Below are 20,568 nucleotides of genomic sequence, written 5' to 3' on the forward strand. Positions count from 1 at the left end.
CTAGTCGGCGTGGTGGCCGTTGCCGCCGCGCCGACAGCCAGCGCCGAGACCATGCCGCAACGCGTGGTGTCAATGAATGTCTGCACCGATCAGCTTGCCATGCTGCTTGCCGCCGACGGCCAGCTGATCTCGGTTTCAAGCCTTGCCCGTGACGCCGATTATTCCATGCTGGCCGAAGATGCAGCAGCCTATCCGATCAATTACGGGCGCGCCGAGGAAATCCATCAACTGCAGCCGGATCTTGCGCTGGCTGGCACGTTCACCACCCGCAGCACAGTTGCGATGCTCCGCCGCCTCGGCATCCGCGTCGAGGAATTCGCGCCAGAAACGTCGCTCGATGACATCCGGTCGAACCTTCAGCGCATGGGCGCGCTTTTGGGACGGGAAGACGAAGCCGCAGAGCTTGTCGCCGCATTCGATGCGCGGCTTGCCGGACTGGCCGGTGACCGGTCGGATCTCGATGTCGCCATCTACGAACCCGACAGCTATGCGCTCGGCCCCGGAACGCTTGCGCATGCGGTGGTAGAGGCCGCCGGCCTCACCAATGTGGCCGATGCGCTCGGCGTCACAGGCATGGGGCGGGTACCGCTCGAGATCATGGTCATGCAGGCGCCAGACATTTTGGTGACGACCGACGACAGCGACCAAGTGCGCGTGCGTGCAGAGGAAAATTTCGCCCACCCCGCTTTTCGGCGCGTTGCAGCGACGAGCCGCACGCTTTCCCTGCCCGGCCCGCACTGGGTCTGCGGCGGGCCCTTCACCCTCGATGCGATCGAACTCCTGCAGAATGCTGCCGCCGACATTGAGGTTGGCCGGCCATGAGACGCGCTACCGGTACCAAGGTGCTGCTCGGCGTGCTCTCTCTGCTCGCGCTCATGCTGTTCTTCCTGTCGCTTCTGACAGGGCCGGCCGATCTTTCGCCCATCGACAGCCTTCGCGTGCTCGTTTCGCCCGACGAAAGCGCGCTGACACTGGTCATGTGGGAAATCCGCCTGCCACGGGCGCTGCTCGGCCTGATGATCGGCGCATCGCTCGGGCTCTCCGGGGCGGTGCTGCAGGGTTATCTGCGCAATCCGCTGGCCGAACCCGGGCTGCTCGGCGTCAGCGCGTCGGCTTCGCTCGGTGCGGTCATCGCGATCCATAGCGGCCTGGCAGCGGCCTTTGCGCTGGCCTTGCCGCTGATGGCGCTTTTAGGCGCGCTCGCCTCCGTCCTCGCGCTGCATCTGTTTGCCGGCAGGACCGGCAGCGCGCTCACCGTCATCCTGGCGGGGGTTGCGCTTTCGAGCCTTGCGGGAGCGATGACCTCGCTGGTGCTCAACCTCTCGTCCAATCCGTTCGCCGCGCTCGAAATCGTCTTCTGGATGCTGGGCTCGCTTGCTGATCGCTCCATGGTCCACGTCTATCTGGCAGCGCCCTTCATGCTCGCCGGCTGGGCCTTGCTCGCGGGCCTTGGCCGCATGCTCGACACGCTGACGCTTGGGCCGGACACGGCATCGAGCATGGGAACAAGCATGCGTCGGCTGGGCGTGCTCGCGACCTTCGGCACGGCGCTGAGCGTTGGCGCGGCCACGGCCGTTGCCGGAGCAATCGGCTTCGTCGGACTCATCGTCCCGCACCTTCTGCGCCCTCTCGTCGGTTCGCAGCCATCACGCTTGCTGCCTGCCAGCGCGCTCGGCGGCGCATGCCTGCTTCTGGCGGCAGATGTGGCCGTGCGCCTAATCGCGCCGGAACGCGACCTGAAGCTCGGTGTGCTGACCGCTGCCATCGGTGCTCCCTTCTTCCTCTGGCTCGTGATCAAGCATCGCAGGGCTGCTTCATGAGCGGGCTTGTCATTCAGAACCTGTCGGTGCGGCTCGGACGGCGTGCGGTGCTGGACGGCATGTCCTTCACTGCAGCGAAGGGTGAGTTGATCGGGCTTGTCGGCGTCAATGGCGCGGGGAAATCGACGCTTCTGCGTGCCCTTGTCGGGCTGTTGCCCAGCCATGGCACCATGGAGGTCGATGGCGTCGATCTGCGGCGCATGAATGTCGGCGAACGCGCCCGGCGCATCGCCTATCTTCCGCAGGAGCATGAGATCGCCTGGCCCATCGCCGTCGCAGATCTCGTCGCGCTCGGTCGCACCCCCCACCGCAAGCCCTTCGCACCGCTTGCGCATGCGGATCTCGAGGCGATCGATCGCGCAATGGCACGGATGGATGTGGAACATCTGCGCGCCGTGCCGGCAACCGAGCTTTCGGGCGGCGAGCGCGCCCGCGCGCTGATCGCCCGGGCGCTTGCGCAGGAAGCGCCGCTGCTCCTCGTGGACGAACCGACCGCCGGGCTCGATCCCGGGCATCAGATCGATCTCATGCAGGTATTGACCGATCTGACCGCAGGCGGCACGACCGTGCTCGTCTGCATTCACGATCTGGCGCTGGCCGCCCGCTGGTGCAGCCGCATTCTTCTGGTCGACGCTGGAACGATCAAGGCCGACGGGCTGCCCGAAGACGTGCTGAGCCACGAGATGCTCGGCAGCATCTATGGCATCACCGCCCATATTGCCGAAGTGGACGGCCGGACCATCATCCAGCCGCTTGGCCGCGTTCAGACCGTTTGAGCGATCAATCGTCGTTCGAAGCGTTGAGTTCGCCGGGATGCAGGCATTCCTGCCCGGCAACGCGCGCCCTGTCCCGCGCCTCCAGGGCAGCAGCCAGCTTCGACACCAGTTCGTCGTTCAGTTGCAGCACGAGGTCCTGCCCATCCGCAGCCTCGCAAGACAGCACGATCTCTCTGCCCCTGTCCTGAATGTCCAGCGCGTTGATGATGATCGGGCGAGCGTCTGCGCGCATATCGATAGGTATCCTCTTGATTACCGACTTTGCGCCTGTTCGATGGCCGCGTCCAGTCGCGCACGGCTCGGTGCGGTCAGCCGGCTCAACCCGATCATCCGGGAAAATGCCAATGCCGGATCTTCGGCTTCGACGAGCTTAGGGTTCTCGCGTACCAACGCTGCGAGCTCGACGAGCGCAATGTCGCCGACGGACCGTCTGTCGTCCTCGGTGGCGTGGTGACGATAGGCGATCGGCTCGTTCTGTTGACCATCACGCCACAGAAAGCGGCCACCCTCTTCAGTCGAGGATTCCACAGTCTTAAGGTGGCGCTCGATATGGCTGCGGATCGCCGCTCCGGTTCGCTGCCAGCCATGGGCACGTGCGATGCGCTGGGCAAGCACGTCGTCGCGCACCGGTGCTTCCGCTTCGAGCACGGCCTGCACCATCCCGCGGACGGTCTGCGAATAGGCGACATCGTAGAAACGGTCGGGCTTCGGCTGGAAGACGGATAGATCGGCGCGTCGAAAAAGCGGGCGGTCGCCGTTCGATTGCGAAGTGCCGCCACTGAGCTCGAGGCTATCCATAGTCATCCGCTGCAGTCCTTCCCTGCTGGTCCACATCTTGGAGACGCGTTTTCGCGCCCGTGAGCAGCACGGTCAAGGCACAGGTAACAAGGTGCGGTTTTGGTCGCAGTGTCAGTCGATGCGCACGCAGTTGAAATTGTCGCCGGTCGCCGAGGACAGCCAACCCATGCTTTCGCCGGTGAAGCCCGAGAGGGAGATGAAATAATCGTCCTCGATGAAAAGCGCGTAGGACCCGTCCGTCCCCTCCTGGATCTCGATGATCGGCAGATCCTCAGAGCCATTGTTGTAGGTCGTTTCGGTGAAACTCATGACAGCAACCTCGCAGTCCCATCGCCCGATGAAGGGATAGGGCTCGGCGCCATCCTTTGAAACACCGTCGGCGATTGCCATTCCGGTCGAAGCCGACATGAGGCCAAGAAAAGTCATCAACCCGACCACTCGACAGCGGATAAGCACGTTCATTTCGGTCCTCCCAAGGCAGTGCATGATCCTTTTCCTCCCTCCGCACCCCTCTGTCGATCGAATTGCGTTCCAAGAATCCGCAAAAATAAACTCGGTGCCGGCCACGGAACATTCGTGGCCTCCAGAGCTTCGCCCTGCACTGAAAAGGACGCACACGTTCGGAACCGCCGGCCGTGACGACCCAGAAGCAGGAGCAGACAATGGACGATAATGACAAGATTTCCGGCAATGCCGGGCCAAGCCTGTCCAGCAACACAATGAACCCAAGCAGACACGGAACCGCGGCCCCGTCGCCACTGCAGTCGGCCACGGACACGATCAAGGACGAAGCGACATCCGTCGGCGACAAAGCGCGCGCGCTTGCCGAAGACAAGGCCGAGTCGATCAAAGGCGACGCGGCATCGCACATGCACGGTTTTGCGGACGCTCTGAAAAGCGCAAGCGAAACACTGAAGGACAAGCAGGCCGGACCGGCCGCCGAGATGGTGTCCCATGCCACTTCCGGCCTGGAGCAGCTTTCGCGCTCGCTTGAAGGCAAGTCCACCGGCGCGATGGTCGATTCCGTCCGTCGCTTCGGTCGTGAAAACCCGATCGGCTTTTTGGCTGGTTCCATGCTCGCAGGCTTCGCGCTCGTTCGCTTCGCCACAGCCGCGCCCTCCAGCGACAGCCACACCAACACCACCGGTTCCAATCCGCGGACAACGGGTTACGGCAGCCAGGCCGGCGGCATAACGTCAACGACCAGCAGCGAGAGGTTCCAGCGATGATCGACGATAGAGACAACCGTTCGATCGCGACGCTCGTGTCCGATCTCGTGCAGCAACTCTCGACGCTCGTTCAAACCGAAGGTCGGCTGCTGCGCAGCGAATTGAACGAGAGCGCCCACAAGGTCGGCAACGGCGCGATGGAAGTCGCCGCAGGTGCCCTCCTCCTGCTTGCTGCACTGATCGTGCTGCTGCAGGCGCTGATCGTCGGTCTGGCCAATCTCGGCCTCGGCGTCGGCTGGGCTTCCCTTCTGGTTGGCGTTCTCGTCGCAGCAATTGGCGCCATGCTCGTCAAGCGCGGTTCGACCAACATGTCGCCGTCAGAACTCGCCCCCAATCGCACCGCGCATCAATTGCGCAAAGACGCCGATCTGGCGCAGGAGCAAGCACGATGAACACCAATTCACCCGCCGATATCGAGCGTGACGCCGAGCGCGTTCGCGCCGAGATCGCCAACACCGCTGAGCATCTGAAGGCCAAGGTATCGCCCGGCCAGCTGATGGATGAGGTCGTCGACTACTTCAAGGCAGGCGACGCCAATGTGTTCGTCGGCAACCTTAAGCGCCAAGTCCGCGACAATCCCCTCGCCCTCGGGCTGATTGGCGGCGGCTTGGCCTGGCTCATGATGGGTTCAGGCACACCGTCGCTGTCGCGATCGTCCAACACGGGCTACCGCGGCACGGGCCGGCCAACGTCCACCGGCTTCTCGTCAACCGATTACGACACGTCTTCGGGGAGCACCCTCAGCGGCTCCACGGCAGGCGGTTCCACAGCAGGTCGCACCGGCACACATTCGTCTGCAAGCACCCACTCCTCGTCGGGTGTTCTGGACAAGGCATCAGGCGCACTCGGTTCCTCGGCCGACGCAGCAAGGCGCACGGCCCATGACGCCGCCGACAGCGCTTCGGCTGCCTGGGGCTCGGTGCGCGATACGGCAAGCCACGGGCTATCCGATGCGGGCGAGAGCCTGTCTCATGCTGCCGACCGCGTCGGCGAAGCTGGCATGCGCATGCGCCGCAACGTCGTCGACGTCCTCGACCGCGAGCCCCTCGTGCTTGGCGCGATCGGCCTTGCCGTCGGTGCTGCGATCGCCGCAATGTTGCCGACGACCCGCACTGAGGAGCAGTACTTGGGCGACGCGAGCCGGAAAGCGCAGGATCGCGCCAAGGACCTGGTGAGCGAAGGCTATGAAAAAGCGAAGCACGTTGCCGACGATGCCTATTCGGCTGCAAAGGAGGAAGTGAAGTCGCAGGTCGACACCAAGTCTGATGACAAGCCCGCCACGTCGTCGACGACGTCGCCTCAGGCATCCAATGAGACGTCCGGCCCGAAGGTGACATCGACGACATCGTCGACGCCCTCTCCCGCGCCGACGTCCCGCACGCTCTCAGGCAACTGATCTTGACATCGGATCGCCCTGAGAACGGTGCGATCTGCCATTCGATCGAAATCCACCCGGCCAGCCAGCCGGGTGGATTTTTTCGTATGAGAAGCTGCGCGGAACCCTCGCGAACGCATGCAGTTCTCTTCCCATCACGGAAGAGAGGCGGTGGCGATGATCGAAACACATGACGCATTGATGGGTCGGATCGAGGCACAACGGCGTCTTCTGCTGTGGCTGTTTGCGAATTTCGATTTCGAACGCGCTGCACTGGAAAAACTCGTCAGGGAGATGGACGAGCCTTATCCCCCCGTCGATCATCAGGAAGATCCGGGCGCGGTACCGACAGCTGCTTTTGGCGACTTCGCGGCGCATGCGGCGGAGATGAGACTGCTTCTGGAGCCCGTGCGGCAGCGCCTTGCCGAACTGGATAAAACCTAGGCTTGCGCCTGAATGTCACTGCCGGCCAGACGCACGATGTCCGCGATCTTTTGCAGCTGAAGTCCGAGCGGACTCGTTTTGCGCCAGACCATGCCGATCGTTCGAGAAGGCTGCGGGCCTTCGAAGCGGTTGATCGCGACATCGGCCGACCGCGTCTCGACGGAAACGGCCATTTCGGGAATTAGCGTCACCCCGATGCCGGCGCTTACCATCTGCACCAGGGTCGACAACGAGCCGACTTCGAGCAGTTCACGCGGCGGCGCTGCATGCAGATTGCAGAAAGAGAGCGCCTGGTCCCTGAAGCAATGCCCCTCCTCCAGAAGAAGCAGTCGCATCTCCTTCAGAGCATCGCGATCGGGAACAGGCTTGTCCGCGTCCGCCCGCGGCCGAACCAGCACGAAATTCTCTGAAAAGAGCGCGACCTCCGTCAGCGAGGGCTCGGACACGGGCAGCGCGACGATCGCTGTGTCGAGGCTGCCGTTTTCGAGGTCCTGCACCAGCGTCGTGGTCAGCGTTTCCCGAACATGGATGTCGAGCCCCTCGTGCAGCCTGGACAGGCGCTCCATGACCGACGGCAGCAGATAAGGCGCGACCGTCGGGATGATGCCGATCCGCAATTGTCCCACCAGCTGCGCCTGGGATGCCCGCGCCAGGTCGCCTAGTTCATCCACCGACCGCAAAATGTCGCGCACACGAAGCGCGAATGCCTTTCCGACATGCGACAGCCGTACCTGGCGGGCAGTCCGGTCGAAAAGCTCGGCGCCGACACCCTCTTCAAGCTCCTTGATCTGAACCGAAAGCGCCGGCTGGGAAATCGAACAGGCATCCGCAGCACGGCCGAAATGCCCGTGCCGGGCAAGTGCCTCGAAATAACGCAGTTGCTTGAGAGTGAGGTTTTTCATAACCCCAACTTATCGCAACAATCAGAAATTCCAAATTTATTTGATCGACCTTCTCTGGTACCACGCTGCCACCAGAGAAAGGACCGTGCCCATCGCCTCACATTTCCAGGGCACGTCCTGCAACGCTCTCTTAAGCGCCGCTCACACGCGGTGTCACGCAAGACGTGAGACGCTCACGCCATTCAGGGAAGGACGCACACTATGGACGCCAAAGTCGATAAGGCCGGCAAATGCCCGGTCATCCACTCGCTCTCGCAGGCGAAGACGCTTCGGGACTGGTGGCCGAACCAGCTGAACCTCAGCATCCTTCACCAGAACTCCCCGCTCGGAAATCCGATGGGCGAGAAGTTCGACTATGCCGAAAAGTTCGACAAGCTTGACTACAAGGCCCTGAAGCAGGATCTGACCGCGCTGATGACGGACTCGCAGGACTGGTGGCCGGCCGATTACGGCCATTACGGCCCGTTCTTCATCCGCATGGCATGGCACAGCGCCGGTACATACCGCACGGGCGACGGCCGTGGCGGCTCGTCTTCCGGCACGCAGCGCTTCGCGCCGCTGAACAGCTGGCCGGACAACGCCAATCTGGACAAGGCACGCCGCCTGCTGTGGCCGATCAAGCAGAAATACGGCAACAAGATCTCCTGGGCCGACCTCTTCATTCTGACCGGCAACGTCGCCCTGGAATCCATGGGCTTCAAGACGTTTGGTTTCGCGGGTGGCCGCGAAGACATCTTCGAGCCCGAGCAGGATATCTTCTGGGGTACGGAAGAAGAGTGGTTGGCACCTTCGGATGCAGCCAAGAGCCGCTATTCGGGTGAGCGCGAGCTGGCAAACCCGCTGGCTGCCGTTCAGATGGGCCTCATCTACGTGAACCCGGAAGGTCCGGACGGTCGTCCCGATCCGCTGGCTTCCGCCAAGGACATCCGCGAGACCTTCGGCCGCATGGCCATGAACGACGAAGAGACCGTCGCACTCGTTGCAGGCGGCCACACCTTCGGCAAGATGCACGGCGCCGGCGATGCCTCGCTGGTGGGCAAGGATCCGGAAGGCTCCGACATTGCCGATCAGGGTCTCGGCTGGACGAGCACGTTCGAGAGCGGCCGTGGCATCCACACGATCACCAGCGGCCTCGAGGGCCCGTGGACGGCCAACCCGATCCAGTGGGACAACGGCTATTTCGACGTTCTGTTCGGCTACGACTGGGAACTGAGCAAGAGCCCGGCCGGTGCCTGGCAGTGGCATGCCCGCGATCTTGCCGAAAAGGATCACGCACCGCAGGTCGATGGTTCAGGCAACCGCGTCAAGCTCGTGATGTCGACCGCCGACATGGCGATGAAGATGGACCCGATCTACGGCCCGATCTCCAAGCGCTTCCACGAGAACCCGGATCAGTTCGCCGACGCATTCGCGCGTGCCTGGTTCAAGCTCACCCACCGCGACATGGGTCCGCGCGTGCGCTACCTCGGCGAGGAAGTGCCGCAGGAAGTGCTGATCTGGCAGGATCCGATCCCAGACGTCGACCATGAGCTGGTCAACGATGCGGACATCGCGGACCTGAAGTCGAAGATCCTCGCTACGGGTTTTACGGTTTCCGAGCTGGTCTCGACCGCCTGGGCATCGGCCTCCACCTTCCGTGGCTCGGACAAGCGCGGCGGCGCCAATGGCGCTCGCGTTCGCCTTGCTCCGCAGAAGGACTGGGAAGTCAACGACCCGGAACAGCTCGCCAAGGTGCTGAGCGCGCTGGAAGGCATCCAGTCGTCGTTCAACGCGTCGCAGACGGGTGGCAAGAAAGTGTCGCTGGCCGACCTCATCGTGCTCGCCGGTGTGGCAGCGGTCGAGAAGGCAGCCCGTGACGGCGGTCATGATGTTGACGTGCCGTTCACCCCGGGCCGCATGGATGCATCGCAGGAACAGACCGATGCGGCGTCCTTCGAGCCGATGGAACCGAAGGCCGATGGCTTCCGCAACTATCTCGAGGTGGACTTCTCTATCCCGACCGAGGAACTCCTGATCGACCGTGCGCAGCTTCTGACGCTGACGGCGCCCGAGATGACGGTGCTCGTTGGTGGCCTGCGCGTTCTCGGCGCAAACCACGGCAACTCCAGGCACGGTGTCTTCACCGATCGGGTCGGCACGCTCTCGAACGACTTCTTCGTCAACCTGCTCGACATGAACACGGCCTGGAAGGCTGTTTCGGAAGCGCAGGACGTCTTCGAAGGTCGCGATCGCAAGTCGAACGAGGTCAAGTGGACAGGCACCCGCGTGGATCTCGTCTTCGGCTCGAACTCGCAGCTGCGCGCGCTTGCCGAGCACTATGCGCAGGACGACACGCAGGACCAGTTCGTGCGTGACTTCGTGAAGGCCTGGACGAAGGTCATGAACGCGGATCGCTTCGACCTGAAGCGGGACCACTGGTCCAAGTCGTAAGACACACGAAAGGGCGGCAGAGATGCCGCCCTTTTCTTTTGGGGCCGAAGCACGCTCGCTCAATGGCGATGTCCGGCCACCAGCGCCGCGACGCAGAAGCGCCCGGTGCGGGCCGAGCGGACCAGCGTCATCCTTTTTCGAAGCAGCCTGACGAAATCCCGATGGGCGTGTTCCGGATTGACCGACGCATCTGGAAAATTGACGTGATGGTGAAGCACGACCACCCGCCCGCCGGGTGAGACGCGATTTGCCACGCTTTTAGCCAGCTGCCGGGCAGCGATGCTGCCGAGATAATAGACGATCTCGGAAACGACGATCAGGTCGAAGCGCTCTTTCGGCATGCCTTCCGGCAGATTTGCATGCAGCAGCCGCAGACGACTGATCTTGCCCAGCCGCGCTTGCGCCTGGGAGATCGCGGTTAGCGATCCGTCCAACGCCGTGACGCGCAAGCCCACATTCATCAGTGCTTGCGTGGTGACACCATTCGCGCAGGCCAGCTCGAGCACGCGGCCGCGTGGACTGAGGCCGGCATGCCTCAAAAGCACCGATCGCTTATGCGCCTCGAATGCCGAGGTTTCGTAGTCCCAGGGATCCGGATCGCATTGGAACAGGTTCTCGAAGCCGTCGAGGTTTATGGACCGGGCCATCGGCTGACCCAATAGTTCTCGGTTTGGCCGACGAGCCGCGCGATGGTTTCTGCTGACAACGCAAAGCCGCTCGGGTCGTCATCGACCACCAGGCCCAATTGAGACCGATGCGCTTTGAGCGCGTGGTGCTTGCGCTCCATCACCATGGAAATGTCGAGTGATGCGTCCGAAACCTCTCCATCGCCCGGCCAGTCTTCCGCCTGGCCGTTTTCTGCGAGCCAGATCTGATATTCCAGCAGCGTGACCTGCATCCCATTGCCCCGAACCGCATCCATCGCAATGCGCCAGCTGATGCGGTGGTCCGTGTGCGGGTCGCGCCGCCATGGCACCACGACGGTTTTGAACCTCGATCCCGAGACGAGTTCGGAAACGACATCCAACGCATCGCGATAGGCATGCTTGCCAGGAGGGGGCATGCGCCCATCGCGCAGTTTGAGGAATGAGCGCGGCTGGTGCTCTGCGCCGAGCCGCTTGAGCGCCTCTTCTGCTTCCGCCGCACGGATTTCGGCCATCACATCCGGTGGATGGGTCTGCGACGCGGGATGCGACGCGCTGCCATCGGTGACGAACAGCGTGTGCACTTCAATTCCGGCTTTGGTTGCCAGCGCGATCAGACCGCCACAGCCAAGCGTTTCGTCGTCTGGATGAGGCGCAACGACGAGAATCGGCCCGTCGAGATCGGTCACGGCAAAGCGACTCATCGGTCCAAACCTCCGCGTCCTGGCGCCCACGTCCGTTCCGCGACCGATTGGCCGAGGATGTCGGCCGCCCCGTCTGGGTTCGGTTGCCTCAGATAGGTGCGCAGATCGCGAACCAGCCGCTCCAGCGGGTGAGGCGTGATCATGCCCGCGGCGCCGACAGATTTTTCAGCGAGATCGAGCACGAGCACGGCTGCGCTTTCGACCGCACCGCGCGCCGCCGCCGTGGATGGGATTACCGTGTCCGCAAAGCCTGTCTGCCTCCACTCGCGCCCTACGCGATCGAGCCACAGATAGCCGGTCTCAACAGCGGTCGCCATCGTCGCCAGCCGCTGTTGCTGGAGGCGATCTTCGGATCTAGACGAGCGCTGAAGGTGGTCGATCGTGACATCCAGAATCGCGTGCATGCCGCCCACCTGGACCGCCACAAAACGGATCGCTCCGGCCGATATCCAGGGTTCGCGTGTATAGTCGCCAGGCGATCCGACCGCCCAGTCGTCCTGAACCCGCAGTCCGTTGAAGTCGACGACGTGGCTGCCTGAGGATCGCATGCCCATGGGTTTCCACCACGTACGGTCGAGCGGCAAATCTTCCACGGGCACCAGCCACATCATGCGTTCGGCCATGCTGCCGGTGGTGACGATCGCATGGCTCAATCTCTCCACGCCGGAGGCGAAATTCTTCTTGCCGGATAGAACGCCGCTCTCAATCGTCAACGGGTCCTGCGGCGCATCGGTGTTCCACACACCGAACATGCCTCCCGAAGCAAGCAGCCGATTGGCCCTGTCCAGCGCGGCGCCCTGCGCAAACTGGCGCGCGAGGATCACCGCGTTGACATGCCCCTCGTAAAGCCGGCCCGTGCTCAGGTCGCCGCGACCAATAGCTGCCAGAAGCTTGAGCAGTTCAGGCGTCGCGTCGGCATCCACTGGTGGTCTAGCCAGAAGATCGGCTTCCTTCAGTGCCGCAAACGCCGCCTCGGGAAAGCTGCCCTGTGCATCGCATTCAGCCGAACCGGCGCCAATCGCGTTGGCCAAGCCCGCCAAATCAACCTGCATGCACAAGCTCTTCGGTGGCTGCGCAATCGACATATCCGCGCATGACCCGCTCGAATTCGGAAAGGGCGACTTCAACGGGGACTTCGCATGCATCCAGATCGTCCTTTGCGAGTAGCTCGATGGCAGCGGCCCTTGCGGCGCGCTCGTATGCGGGCAATGTCACATGGGTCACGCCCGCCGCCTGCAGGCAGGCGTTGAGCTTGAACCTGTCCGCGGCGCGCAATTCTCGGCGCAACAGGAAACGCGCCACGGTCTTGTCGGGATCCTCCACGAGCAACGGATCTCCGCGTTCCGCCTCGACCTTCCAGCGCGCCAGGCTCTGGGACATCCCTTCCGGTGCCCGGCCGCATGTGCGCGCAGATACGGTCACCACCGCATCGACGCTGTGCCGCACACTATACCCCGATGCCCTCACCTTCGAGACGAATGCCAGGTCTTCGCGGTAGGCCAGCGGGTCGATCCCGCCGACCGCAGCGTAGACATCGCCGCGAACGGCCAAGCTGCCGGCCATCTCGAAGAGATGCTTTGGCCAGGGATCGTGATCGATCGGATCCAATAGGGAGCCCAGAAGGCTGCGCGCGCGGCAGTAGGCGTCGAAGGAACGGCTGCGCCTGATCAGCCCGATGCCGAGCAGCGCTTCCTCCGATGGATCCGCAACGATCGTCCCCGCTACGAGATCAGCGCCCGCATGAGCTGCTTTCAGATTGGCGGCAACCCAGTCTTGATCTGGCTCCGCGTCCGCATCCGTGGTCAGCAGCAGCGTCGATGAGGCCAATGGCGCTAATGCAAGCGCAAGGTCCATGGCAGTGCGCCGCGCCATTCCCACGGTCGCCTCATCAGGCGCAAAGGTAACCGCTCGGACGGTCAGGGCGACCTGCTCCAGTCGGGCACCGAGCTCCGTCGCAAGCTGAAAGGAGCCGTCGCTCGAATTATTGATCAGGAGAAACACGGGGAGCCGGTCATCGGTCGGCAGACACTGTCGCTCCAGCGCATCGAGCACGCGCGGCAGCCTCGCCTCTTCGTTTCGGGCGGGTATCGCGATGACAGGCTTCAGCTGAGGCGAGCATGGGTCAAACGAGCCAAGCGGTCTACCCATGGGTCACGGTATCCTTGGGGCTGAAGCCACGGATTGCTCGGCTGGCAGCGTTCTCGACCTTCACCTTGTACCACGCAAAGGCCGAATACCGTCGTTGCGATGGAAACGGCTCAGGCATCAGAAGCCGAAGGAATAGGCGAACAACGGACCAAGCATCATCAACGTCGCCATCGCCGCGCCGGCGACATCCTGGCTCTCGAAAATCGGGCCGCTTCTGTGGGCGACGCGCGACGTCGTTTGTCTGGATAGATCGTCGCCGACGAGAGTGTCTGAACGGTAGGTCATGAGTGGAACTCCTGTTTGGATGTCTCCTGGCCCAACCAGCCGCGCACCGGCATGTTCCATCTCACCAAAGCGGCAGTCGCTGGCGTTGCGCATGCAATACCTGCTCGAGCGGCGCATGGGTCCGGCGGGCCCCGTCCGACATCTCGATCGAGAGCAATCCGCTCTCGCAGGCGCGCTCGTCGTCCCAGCCCACGTGGTCGATGATCGGGTAGAGACAGATGCCCTGCACATCGATGCCATCGAACAGCGCGCGTTCGACTTCGTCCGCGATCATCGTGAACCACCCGGCACGCTGGTCGGCCTCGGCGCCCGTTTCGGAGACGACGACGGGCCGGCCGTAACGTGCGGCGACGTCGGCGAGGATGGTGCTGAACGGCACACGCAAGGGATGGCCCTGATGCAGCGCTTCGCCTTCGTAGTACCACTGGTTGTTCGGGTAGTAGTTGACGCCGACGATATCAAGAATGGAGGGATCGCCGCCGAGCTGCGGCCAGAGTGCGCCGGAAAGCATGTCCCAGGCCTGGTACTGGGCGTTTTCATAACCGATCGCGTGTTGGACATCGTCCGGATGGTCAGGCTTGGGAAATATCCGCACGACCGGATCGCAGTAGAGAAACCGCGCACGGGGATCGACCGCACGGATCGCTTCGGTCGCCTCCAGCGCGGCGCGCACGAGCTGCACCTTCAGCTCGAAGCTACGGCCTTCCGCCATCGGGTTCATAAAGGCGCGATCGCCACCGGCCCAGGAGAAGAACGAGATCTCGTTGATGGGACAATAGAACGGGACCCGATCGGTCTCGCTCCTCACAAGCCGCGCTGTCGCGGCCGCGAAAGCCGCAAACCGACGGACGAAGTCAGGCTTCCAGATATCCACGTCATCCGGCCAGCCATAGTGCATCAGGTCCCAGATGACCTCCATGCCGGTTTCCCGCGATGCGCGCAGCATCGGCAGGAAGCTGTCCCATGTCCGGCTGGTGCTGCCGGCCGCTTCGATGAGGTGCCACCGCACGCCATCGCGCACCGTCTTCATGCCCAGCGACTTCACCTGCCTGTAATCGGCAAGACAATGCGCGGCATGACCGGTGGCCTGCAGGAGATCGAGCCGATTGCCATCGGCGCGACGATGCGTCGAGCATTCGAAGCCTGCCTGAAAAAAGCTCGCAAACACCCTCTCCCGGTCGAGGCTTGGGGCGACGGCCTCACGCAACGGCCATCTCCCTGACTGCTTCGAGCTTGCGGTAGGTCGCAAGTGCCTGGCCGACGACCTGATCCATATTGTAGTAGCGATAAGTGCCGAGACGACCGATGAAGCTTACATCGTGGCGGGTGGCCGCGAGCGCTTCATATTTCTTGTAGAGCGCCTGGTTGGCCGGGCGTGGGATCGGATAATAGGGGTCGCCTTCGCTGCAAGGATATTCGTAGGAAATGCTCGTCTTGGCGTGGCTCTGGCCGGTCAGATGCTTGTACTCGGTAATGCGGGTGTGCGGGATGTCTTCCGATGGAAAATTAACCACGGCCACCGGCTGAAACTGCATCCTGTCGATCGTCTCGTGCCGGAATTCGAGACTGCGATAGGGCAGAGCGCCATAGCGAAAATCGAAGAACTGATCGATCGGTCCGGTATAGATCGTGCGCGCGGCCAGCTTCTCGCTGCTGAGGTCGTCGTAGGAGACGCCGAGTTCGATCGTGATGTTCGGATGGTCCAGCATGTTGCCGAACATGTGGGTGTACCCCTTGAGCGGCATCGTCTGGTAACGATCGAGGAAGTAGCGATCATCCGTCGATGTTCGCGTCGGAACGCGGGACGTGACCGACTTGTCGAGCTCGCTCGGATCGAGCCCCCACTGCTTGCGGGTGTAGCCCTCGAAGAACTTGCGATAAAGATCCCGGCCCACCTGCGATATGACGACATCGCGTGACGTGCGGATCACATCCACCGGCTCGGCGATCTTCGCCAGAAATGCGGCGGCTTCTTCTTCGCCGGCGAGCCTCAGGCCGTAGAGCGCATTCAACGTCTGCCGGTTGATCGGCATCGGCAAGAGCTTATCGCCAACCGATGCCAGCACGCGGTGCTCGTAGGGACGCCACTCGGTGAAGCGGGAGAGATAGTCGAAAATATCGGCGCTGTTGGTATGGAAGATATGCGGCCCGTAGCGGTGAATGAGAACGCCGGCGGCATCATGCATGTCGTAGGCGTTACCGCCGATATGCTCCCGCTTGTCGCAGATGATCACCTTCTTGCCGGATCCTCTCGCGAGCCGTTCGGCCAGCACGGCGCCGGCGAAACCGGCTCCGATGATCTGATAGTCGAAGGCTGGAGGGCGGCTTCGGTAAGGGGTGGGGAATGAGGGTTGCGACTGGACTGTCGGGCGCTCGGTGACGCGCGCCAGATGCTCCGTCATCTCCGATACGATACGGTCCCACGACCCTTGTGCAATCAGTCGGTCGACGGGCCCGAGCCATTCGGTTCGGCTGGCGAGCTCGAGCGCTTCGTCGCAAGCTGTGGCGAACTCGGCAGCGCTGTCGGCGATCCAAACGCCTTCGAGATCACCATAATGTCTTTCGACGTCACGAATGCGCGTTGAAACGACAGGCCTTCCGCCACTGAGGTATTCCGGCGTCTTTGTGGGACTGATGAAACGCGTCGCGTCGTTCAGCGCGAAGGGCATGAGTGCGACGTTCCATCGTGCAAGGCAGGCGGGCAGATCGCGGTAAGACACCGCGCCGGGATAGGAGATGTTGCCGGCTTGCGGCAGCGACGCCGGATCGATCTTTGCCACGGGGCCGACCATTTCGAAACGATAGGCGGGGCGCAACCGCGCGATCTCTGCGATAAGGTCCAGATCGACCCGCTCGTCCAACACACCATAAAAGCCGAAGACGGGCGCTTCCTGCGCTTGGCGCTGGCTCAGTCGTGCCTGTCCAAAATGCTCGGCGTCGACACCGGACGGAAAGGGATGGATGTCGTCATGCAGATGGCGCTTTGCCTCGTAGAGGCTGTGACCGCCGGTAAAGACCAGGTCCGCTCTTTCGAGCAGTTCGCGCTCGCGCTCGATGAGCCGCGGCGGGGCGAAGCGAAATTGGGAGAGTTCGTCCATGCAATCGTAGACGACGGCCTTGGGGCTCACGCCGTTTACCCATGGCAACATCATCGGCGTATAGAACCACACGATCGGGTTCCGAATGGCGCTCGCGTTGCAGAAGCGCGTGATCAGCATCTGCAGTCGCTCGTCGCGCTCGTCCTCGGACAGTGTTTCGGCGATGCGCGGACGGATCACCGTGACCCCGTCGAAACGCGTGGGGTGGTACTCCAGGAAGTCGCCGCCTTCTTTGCAGTCAATCGGTTCTTCGAAGAAATAGACCGGATGCTCCGTTGCGAGCCGCGTCATGATGTGCTGCGGCCGCTGGAAGACGAAATCCCAACGCAGGTGAGAGAAGCAACAGATTGGCGTTTTGACCGCTTGCTCTGGTTTGGCGGGTGAAGCGCCATCGATTGCAATGTTCAAGATCGGGTCCTTCAACTGATCGTGGTCGGCTCTCCGACACCGGTCGGGCGCGGCCTGGGGCTCACCGAACCGGCAATCAGTCGTCATGTTCCCTTTGTGTATTGCTTTCGACGAAACCCTCCCGACCGAGACCGAGACTTTGCCGAACGGTGCCGATCCATTATAGCTACGGCAAAAGGCGGCCTTCGATGATCTCTCAGAAATCCAAATACGCTTTGCGGGCGCTGGTGGCACTGGCGCGTGCCGCGCCAGACGAGCCCGTGATGATCGGACAGATCGCCGAGGAACAGGACATCCCGAAGAAATTCCTGGAGCAGATTTTGCTCGACCTCAAGCACCACGGTATCGTCGTCAGCCGACGCGGCAAGATGGGCGGGTATTTGCTGCTGAGAGAGGCGTCGGATATTTCGTTTGGCGAGATCCTGCGCATCATCGACGGACCGCTGGCGCCGCTCCCCTGCCTGAGCCGCGTCGCCTATCAGCGTTGTGACGATTGCACGGACGAAGCGACCTGCGAAGTTCGGCGCGTGTTCGAGAAGGTCGCGGTCGCCACCCGTGGCGTGCTGGACACCACAACTATCGCCGATAGCCTCGGCGCGCCTGCCGAAACATTCATTGCGCGAAAGCTCGCCTGAACGGCAAAGCGTTTCTCGCAGCAGATTGCCAACAGTGGAAAACTGCGTTCTTATACACGACCAAACCGATAGAGTTTAAAGGCAATCCACTCGGAGGTTCCTATGCGCACTCGGTTTTCTAAGATCTTCACTGCCGCCCTTTTGGCCGGCACCGTCCAGTTCGGAGCGCTGGGCATGGCGTTTTCGCAGGAGACCCTGATCAACGTCTCCTACGATCCTACCCGCGAACTTTACCGTGAATTCAACGAAGCCTTCGCGGCGAAGTGGAAGGCTGACACGGGCAACGACGTCACCATCCAGATGTCGCATGGTGGCTCCGGCGCTCAGGCCCGCACGGTGATCGACGGACTGGCCGCCGACGTCGTCACGCTCGCGCTCGAAGCCGATATCAACGCCATTGCCGAGGAATCCGGCAAGATCCCGGCCGATTGGCGCGGCACGCTCGAAAACAACAATGCCCCCTACACGTCGACCATCGTGTTCCTCGTGCGCAAGGGCAATCCGAAAGGCATCGAGGACTGGGACGATCTGATCCGCGACGACGTCGAGGTCATTACCCCGAATCCGAAGACCTCGGGCGGCGCGCGCTGGAACTTCCTTGCGGCCTGGGCATGGGCGCGGGCCGAATTCGGCAATGAGGACCAGGCAAAGGAGTTTGTCGGCCAGATCTACCGCAACGTCCCTGTTCTCGATACCGGTGCCCGCGGTTCGACGACAACCTTCGTGCAGCGCCAGATCGGCGACGTTCTGCTCGCCTGGGAAAACGAGGCTTATCTCGCGATCGAAGAACTCGGCCCCGACGCCTTCGATATAGTGACGCCTTCGATCTCCATCCTGGCCGAGCCACCGGTCGCGATCGTCGACGGCAACGTCGACCAGAAAGGCACCCGCGAACTCGCAGAAGCCTATCTCGATTATCTCTATTCGGACGAAGGCCAGGCGCTCGCCGCCAAGCACTTCTACCGCCCCTTCCGTCCGGAGGCAGCAGCAGCCGAAGACATCGAACGCTTCGGTGACGTCGAGCTGGTCACGATCGAGGATTTCGGCGGCTGGGGTGAAGCGCAGCCCTTCTATTTCGGTGACGGCGGCGTCTTCGACGAAATCTATCGTCCGGGCCAATAATCAACGATGGCATTATCTGCAACCGCATCCGGTTGGAGGTTCAAGCAGCCGAGCGTCATCCCAGGATTTGGGCTGACGCTCGGCTTCACGCTGACCTACCTAACCCTCATCGTCCTCATCCCGCTTGCGGGCCTCGGCGTTCGGTCCGCGGCCCTTGGCTGGTCGGGTATCTGGACCATCGCCACCGATCCACGCGTCGTTCAGGCGCTGCGGGTCAGCTTCAGCACCTCGCTCATTGCGGCCCTCGTCAACGCTGTTTTCGGCGTGATCGTCGCATGGGTTCTGGTGCGCTACCGTTTCCCCGGCCGCCGCATCCTCGATGCGATCGTCGACCTGCCCTTTGCGCTGCCGACGGCCGTTGCGGGGATCGCGCTGACAGCGCTCTATGCGCCCAACGGATGGATCGGCCAGTATCTTGCGCCCTACGGCATCCGGCTGGCCTACACGCCGACCGGTATCGTCATCGCGCTGATCTTTATCGGCCTGCCCTTCATGGTGCGGACCGTTCAGCCGGTGATGGAAGAAATCAGCCGTGAAGTCGAAGAGGCTGCCGCGACGCTCGGCGCAAACCGCTTCCAGACGATCAGCCGCATCATCCTGCCTGGGCTCGCGCCCGCGATCCTGACGGGCTTCGCGCTCGCCTTCGGTCGGGCAGTCGGCGAATATGGCTCGGTCATCTTCATTGCGGGCAATATTCCCTACGTGTCGGAAATCGCACCGCTGCTGATCGTGATCCGGCTGGAGGAATACAACTATGCCGGTGCGACCACCATTGCCTTGATCATGTTGATCTTCTCCTTTGCCGTTCTTCTGGCGATCAATCTCATTCAAGCCTGGAGCAGGAGGCGGTTTGGCTATGGCAACTGACATCACCCCCGCCGCTGCAGATCGGCGCCGCGGCTGGAGCGATCCCGTCGCGGAACGGCCGATCGCCAGGGCAATCCTGATCGGGATCGCGCTCAGCTTCCTGGCGCTCGTCTTGGTGATCCCGCTGGTCGCGGTGTTTACCGAGGCGCTGCGCAACGGTCTCGGTGCCGCGCTTGCGGCGCTTCGCGAGCCGGATGCGCTGGCGGCAATCAAGCTCACCTTGCTTGTCGCAGCCATTGCGGTGCCCCTCAATCTCGTCTTCGGCGTCGCCGCAGCATGGGCAATCGCGAAGTTCGAATTCAAGGGCAAGGCGTTTCTCATCACGCTGATCGACCTGCCCTTCTCGGTCTCACCCGTCATCGCCGGATTGATCTACATCCTGCTGTTCGGCGCGGGCAGCGTTCTCGGCCCCTATCTTCAGTCCTACGGGGTCCAGATCCTCTTTGCAGTGCCCGGCATTGTGCTGGCCACGATCTTCGTGACCTTTCCCTTCGTCGCGCGCGAGCTCATCCCGCTCATGCAGGACCAGGGAACGGGCGAGGAGGAGGCTGCGATCTCGCTTGGCGCCAATGGATGGCAGACCTTCTGGCGGGTGACCCTGCCGAACATCAAATGGGGCCTGCTCTACGGCGTTCTGCTCTGCAACGCCCGCGCGATGGGCGAATTCGGCGCCGTGTCGGTTATTTCCGGGCGCCTGCGCGGCCAGACCAACACGATGCCGCTTCATGTCGAGATCCTCTACAACGAGTATAATTTCTCGGCCGCCTTTGCGGTGGCTTCGCTGCTTGCGCTGCTCGCGCTGGTAACGCTCGTCCTCAAGGCCCTTCTCGAACTTCGATACAGCCGCGACAGCGTCGGCCACTGACGCCTCATCGCGACAAGG

General features: G+C 62.6%; 23 protein-coding genes. 12 read left to right on the top strand and 11 right to left on the bottom strand.

The genetic code is table 11. The features are described from left to right. Positions 1-72: 72 nt before the first annotated feature. From PU133_RS18640 to PU133_RS18650, 3 genes are read left to right on the top strand one after another with little or no spacing between them, the layout of a single operon-like run. Positions 73-822 carry an ABC transporter substrate-binding protein gene (locus tag PU133_RS18640; protein WP_404862892.1) on the top strand — a complete coding sequence of 250 codons (750 nt, stop codon included), beginning with the start codon at positions 73-75 and terminating at the stop codon, positions 820-822. Continuing rightward, positions 819-1,820 carry a FecCD family ABC transporter permease gene (locus tag PU133_RS18645; RefSeq protein WP_404862893.1) on the top strand — a complete coding sequence of 334 codons (1,002 nt, stop codon included), beginning with the start codon at positions 819-821 and terminating at the stop codon, positions 1,818-1,820. The genes PU133_RS18640 and PU133_RS18645 overlap by 4 nt, the downstream gene beginning before the upstream one ends. Beyond that, positions 1,817-2,596, top strand: a complete 780-nt coding sequence (locus tag PU133_RS18650; RefSeq protein ID WP_404862894.1) for an ABC transporter ATP-binding protein — start codon at positions 1,817-1,819, stop codon at positions 2,594-2,596. Before PU133_RS18645 ends, PU133_RS18650 begins: the two co-directional genes overlap by 4 nt. A gap of 4 nt (positions 2,597-2,600) precedes the next feature. Here PU133_RS18650 and PU133_RS18655 read toward each other — a convergent pair whose 3' ends face one another. The 3 genes from PU133_RS18655 to PU133_RS18665 form a co-directional block, all read right to left on the bottom strand. Continuing rightward, positions 2,601-2,828 (bottom strand): hypothetical protein, encoded by a 228-nt coding sequence (locus PU133_RS18655; protein WP_404862895.1) that lies wholly within the window; start codon positions 2,826-2,828, stop codon positions 2,601-2,603. Positions 2,829-2,848: 20 nt separating this feature from the next. Next, positions 2,849-3,400 (bottom strand): DUF3320 domain-containing protein, encoded by a 552-nt coding sequence (locus PU133_RS18660; RefSeq protein WP_404862896.1) that lies wholly within the window; start codon positions 3,398-3,400, stop codon positions 2,849-2,851. A 105-nt stretch (positions 3,401-3,505) separates the two neighbouring features. Beyond that, the gene (locus PU133_RS18665; protein ID WP_404862897.1) at positions 3,506-3,820 is read right to left on the bottom strand and encodes a hypothetical protein; all 315 of its coding nucleotides are present in this window, start codon (positions 3,818-3,820) and stop codon (positions 3,506-3,508) included. Between the two features lie 236 nt (positions 3,821-4,056). On the opposite strand from PU133_RS18665, the gene PU133_RS18670 reads away from it, so the two are divergent. The 4 genes from PU133_RS18670 to PU133_RS18685 all read left to right on the top strand — a co-directional run bounded on the left by PU133_RS18670 (position 4,057) and on the right by PU133_RS18685 (position 6,442). Beyond that, a complete protein-coding gene (locus PU133_RS18670; protein ID WP_404862898.1) occupies positions 4,057-4,623 on the top strand; it encodes a hypothetical protein in 567 nt (188 codons plus the stop codon). Further along, complete coding sequence (locus PU133_RS18675; RefSeq protein ID WP_404862899.1) at positions 4,620-5,015, top strand: phage holin family protein; 396 nt, start codon at positions 4,620-4,622, stop codon at positions 5,013-5,015. Before PU133_RS18670 ends, PU133_RS18675 begins: the two co-directional genes overlap by 4 nt. Then, entirely contained in the window at positions 5,012-6,019 is a 1,008-nt protein-coding gene (locus PU133_RS18680; RefSeq protein ID WP_404862900.1) for a DUF3618 domain-containing protein, read from the top strand. The genes PU133_RS18675 and PU133_RS18680 overlap by 4 nt, the downstream gene beginning before the upstream one ends. 156 nt (positions 6,020-6,175) lie before the next feature. Further along, positions 6,176-6,442 carry a hypothetical protein gene (locus PU133_RS18685; RefSeq protein ID WP_126012037.1) on the top strand — a complete coding sequence of 89 codons (267 nt, stop codon included), beginning with the start codon at positions 6,176-6,178 and terminating at the stop codon, positions 6,440-6,442. Here PU133_RS18685 and PU133_RS18690 read toward each other — a convergent pair. Further along, entirely contained in the window at positions 6,439-7,344 is a 906-nt protein-coding gene (locus tag PU133_RS18690; protein ID WP_404862901.1) for a LysR substrate-binding domain-containing protein, read from the bottom strand. The genes PU133_RS18685 and PU133_RS18690 overlap by 4 nt on opposite strands. A gap of 201 nt (positions 7,345-7,545) precedes the next feature. Here PU133_RS18690 and katG point away from each other — a divergent pair, with 201 nt between their 5' ends. Beyond that, positions 7,546-9,774, top strand: coding sequence for a catalase/peroxidase HPI (gene katG, locus PU133_RS18695; protein ID WP_404862902.1), 2,229 nt, complete (start codon positions 7,546-7,548; stop codon positions 9,772-9,774). 59 nt (positions 9,775-9,833) lie between these two features. Here katG and PU133_RS18700 read toward each other — a convergent pair whose 3' ends face one another. The 7 genes from PU133_RS18700 to glf all read right to left on the bottom strand — a co-directional run bounded on the left by PU133_RS18700 (position 9,834) and on the right by glf (position 16,944). Continuing rightward, positions 9,834-10,421, bottom strand: a complete 588-nt coding sequence (locus PU133_RS18700) for a class I SAM-dependent DNA methyltransferase (protein ID WP_404862903.1) — start codon at positions 10,419-10,421, stop codon at positions 9,834-9,836. Further along, complete coding sequence (locus PU133_RS18705) at positions 10,406-11,122, bottom strand: PIG-L deacetylase family protein (RefSeq protein ID WP_404862904.1); 717 nt, start codon at positions 11,120-11,122, stop codon at positions 10,406-10,408. Before PU133_RS18705 ends, PU133_RS18700 begins: the two co-directional genes overlap by 16 nt. After that, positions 11,119-12,174, bottom strand: a complete 1,056-nt coding sequence (locus PU133_RS18710) for an acyl-CoA dehydrogenase family protein (protein ID WP_404862905.1) — start codon at positions 12,172-12,174, stop codon at positions 11,119-11,121. The genes PU133_RS18705 and PU133_RS18710 overlap by 4 nt, the downstream gene beginning before the upstream one ends. Next, complete coding sequence (locus PU133_RS18715; RefSeq protein ID WP_404862906.1) at positions 12,164-13,270, bottom strand: glycosyltransferase; 1,107 nt, start codon at positions 13,268-13,270, stop codon at positions 12,164-12,166. The genes PU133_RS18710 and PU133_RS18715 overlap by 11 nt, the downstream gene beginning before the upstream one ends. A 117-nt stretch (positions 13,271-13,387) precedes the next feature. Beyond that, on the bottom strand, positions 13,388-13,555 hold the full coding sequence (locus PU133_RS18720) for a hypothetical protein (RefSeq protein ID WP_404862907.1): 168 nt from the start codon (positions 13,553-13,555) through the stop codon (positions 13,388-13,390). Positions 13,556-13,616: 61 nt separating this feature from the next. After that, positions 13,617-14,762, bottom strand: coding sequence for a hypothetical protein (locus PU133_RS18725; protein ID WP_404862908.1), 1,146 nt, complete (start codon positions 14,760-14,762; stop codon positions 13,617-13,619). After that, positions 14,755-16,944, bottom strand: a complete 2,190-nt coding sequence (gene glf / locus PU133_RS18730) for a UDP-galactopyranose mutase (RefSeq protein ID WP_404864588.1) — start codon at positions 16,942-16,944, stop codon at positions 14,755-14,757. Before glf ends, PU133_RS18725 begins: the two co-directional genes overlap by 8 nt. A gap of 305 nt (positions 16,945-17,249) precedes the next feature. Here glf and PU133_RS18735 point away from each other — a divergent pair, with 305 nt between their 5' ends. The 4 genes from PU133_RS18735 to cysW all read left to right on the top strand — a co-directional run bounded on the left by PU133_RS18735 (position 17,250) and on the right by cysW (position 20,550). After that, entirely contained in the window at positions 17,250-17,696 is a 447-nt protein-coding gene (locus tag PU133_RS18735) for an RrF2 family transcriptional regulator (RefSeq protein ID WP_404862909.1), read from the top strand. A 102-nt stretch (positions 17,697-17,798) separates the two neighbouring features. Continuing rightward, positions 17,799-18,818, top strand: coding sequence for a sulfate ABC transporter substrate-binding protein (locus PU133_RS18740; protein ID WP_404862910.1), 1,020 nt, complete (start codon positions 17,799-17,801; stop codon positions 18,816-18,818). Positions 18,819-18,824: 6 nt separating this feature from the next. Beyond that, a complete protein-coding gene (gene cysT, locus PU133_RS18745; protein WP_126012057.1) occupies positions 18,825-19,685 on the top strand; it encodes a sulfate ABC transporter permease subunit CysT in 861 nt (286 codons plus the stop codon). Continuing rightward, complete coding sequence (gene cysW, locus PU133_RS18750; RefSeq protein WP_126012059.1) at positions 19,675-20,550, top strand: sulfate ABC transporter permease subunit CysW; 876 nt, start codon at positions 19,675-19,677, stop codon at positions 20,548-20,550. The genes cysT and cysW overlap by 11 nt, the downstream gene beginning before the upstream one ends. The last annotated feature ends 18 nt before the right edge of the window (positions 20,551-20,568 follow it).

This window comes from Georhizobium sp. MAB10 (genome assembly GCF_045012825.1).
Lineage (GTDB): Bacteria > Pseudomonadota > Alphaproteobacteria > Rhizobiales > Rhizobiaceae > Georhizobium > Georhizobium profundi.

Excerpts from the sequence above, each read along its gene's own strand:
- PU133_RS18715 (WP_404862906.1), bottom strand. The coding sequence starts at position 13,270 with ATGGGTAGACCGCTTGGCTCGTTTGACCCATGCTCGCCTCAGCTGAAG.
- PU133_RS18665 (WP_404862897.1), bottom strand. The coding sequence starts at position 3,820 with ATGACTTTTCTTGGCCTCATGTCGGCTTCGACCGGAATGGCAATCGCC.
- PU133_RS18670 (WP_404862898.1), top strand. The coding sequence starts at position 4,057 with ATGGACGATAATGACAAGATTTCCGGCAATGCCGGGCCAAGCCTGTCC.
- PU133_RS18735 (WP_404862909.1), top strand. The coding sequence starts at position 17,250 with ATGATCTCTCAGAAATCCAAATACGCTTTGCGGGCGCTGGTGGCACTG.
- PU133_RS18700 (WP_404862903.1), bottom strand. The coding sequence starts at position 10,421 with ATGGCCCGGTCCATAAACCTCGACGGCTTCGAGAACCTGTTCCAATGC.
- glf (WP_404864588.1), bottom strand. The coding sequence starts at position 16,944 with ATGACGCGGCTCGCAACGGAGCATCCGGTCTATTTCTTCGAAGAACCG.
- cysW (WP_126012059.1), top strand. The coding sequence starts at position 19,675 with ATGGCAACTGACATCACCCCCGCCGCTGCAGATCGGCGCCGCGGCTGG.
- PU133_RS18690 (WP_404862901.1), bottom strand. The coding sequence starts at position 7,344 with ATGAAAAACCTCACTCTCAAGCAACTGCGTTATTTCGAGGCACTTGCC.
- cysT (WP_126012057.1), top strand. The coding sequence starts at position 18,825 with ATGGCATTATCTGCAACCGCATCCGGTTGGAGGTTCAAGCAGCCGAGC.
- PU133_RS18640 (WP_404862892.1), top strand. The coding sequence starts at position 73 with ATGAATGTCTGCACCGATCAGCTTGCCATGCTGCTTGCCGCCGACGGC.
- PU133_RS18660 (WP_404862896.1), bottom strand. The coding sequence starts at position 3,400 with ATGACTATGGATAGCCTCGAGCTCAGTGGCGGCACTTCGCAATCGAAC.
- PU133_RS18710 (WP_404862905.1), bottom strand. The coding sequence starts at position 12,174 with ATGCAGGTTGATTTGGCGGGCTTGGCCAACGCGATTGGCGCCGGTTCG.
- PU133_RS18645 (WP_404862893.1), top strand. The coding sequence starts at position 819 with ATGAGACGCGCTACCGGTACCAAGGTGCTGCTCGGCGTGCTCTCTCTG.
- PU133_RS18705 (WP_404862904.1), bottom strand. The coding sequence starts at position 11,122 with ATGAGTCGCTTTGCCGTGACCGATCTCGACGGGCCGATTCTCGTCGTT.
- PU133_RS18740 (WP_404862910.1), top strand. The coding sequence starts at position 17,799 with ATGCGCACTCGGTTTTCTAAGATCTTCACTGCCGCCCTTTTGGCCGGC.
- PU133_RS18655 (WP_404862895.1), bottom strand. The coding sequence starts at position 2,828 with ATGCGCGCAGACGCTCGCCCGATCATCATCAACGCGCTGGACATTCAG.
- PU133_RS18650 (WP_404862894.1), top strand. The coding sequence starts at position 1,817 with ATGAGCGGGCTTGTCATTCAGAACCTGTCGGTGCGGCTCGGACGGCGT.
- PU133_RS18685 (WP_126012037.1), top strand. The coding sequence starts at position 6,176 with ATGATCGAAACACATGACGCATTGATGGGTCGGATCGAGGCACAACGG.
- PU133_RS18720 (WP_404862907.1), bottom strand. The coding sequence starts at position 13,555 with ATGACCTACCGTTCAGACACTCTCGTCGGCGACGATCTATCCAGACAA.
- katG (WP_404862902.1), top strand. The coding sequence starts at position 7,546 with ATGGACGCCAAAGTCGATAAGGCCGGCAAATGCCCGGTCATCCACTCG.
- PU133_RS18675 (WP_404862899.1), top strand. The coding sequence starts at position 4,620 with ATGATCGACGATAGAGACAACCGTTCGATCGCGACGCTCGTGTCCGAT.
- PU133_RS18680 (WP_404862900.1), top strand. The coding sequence starts at position 5,012 with ATGAACACCAATTCACCCGCCGATATCGAGCGTGACGCCGAGCGCGTT.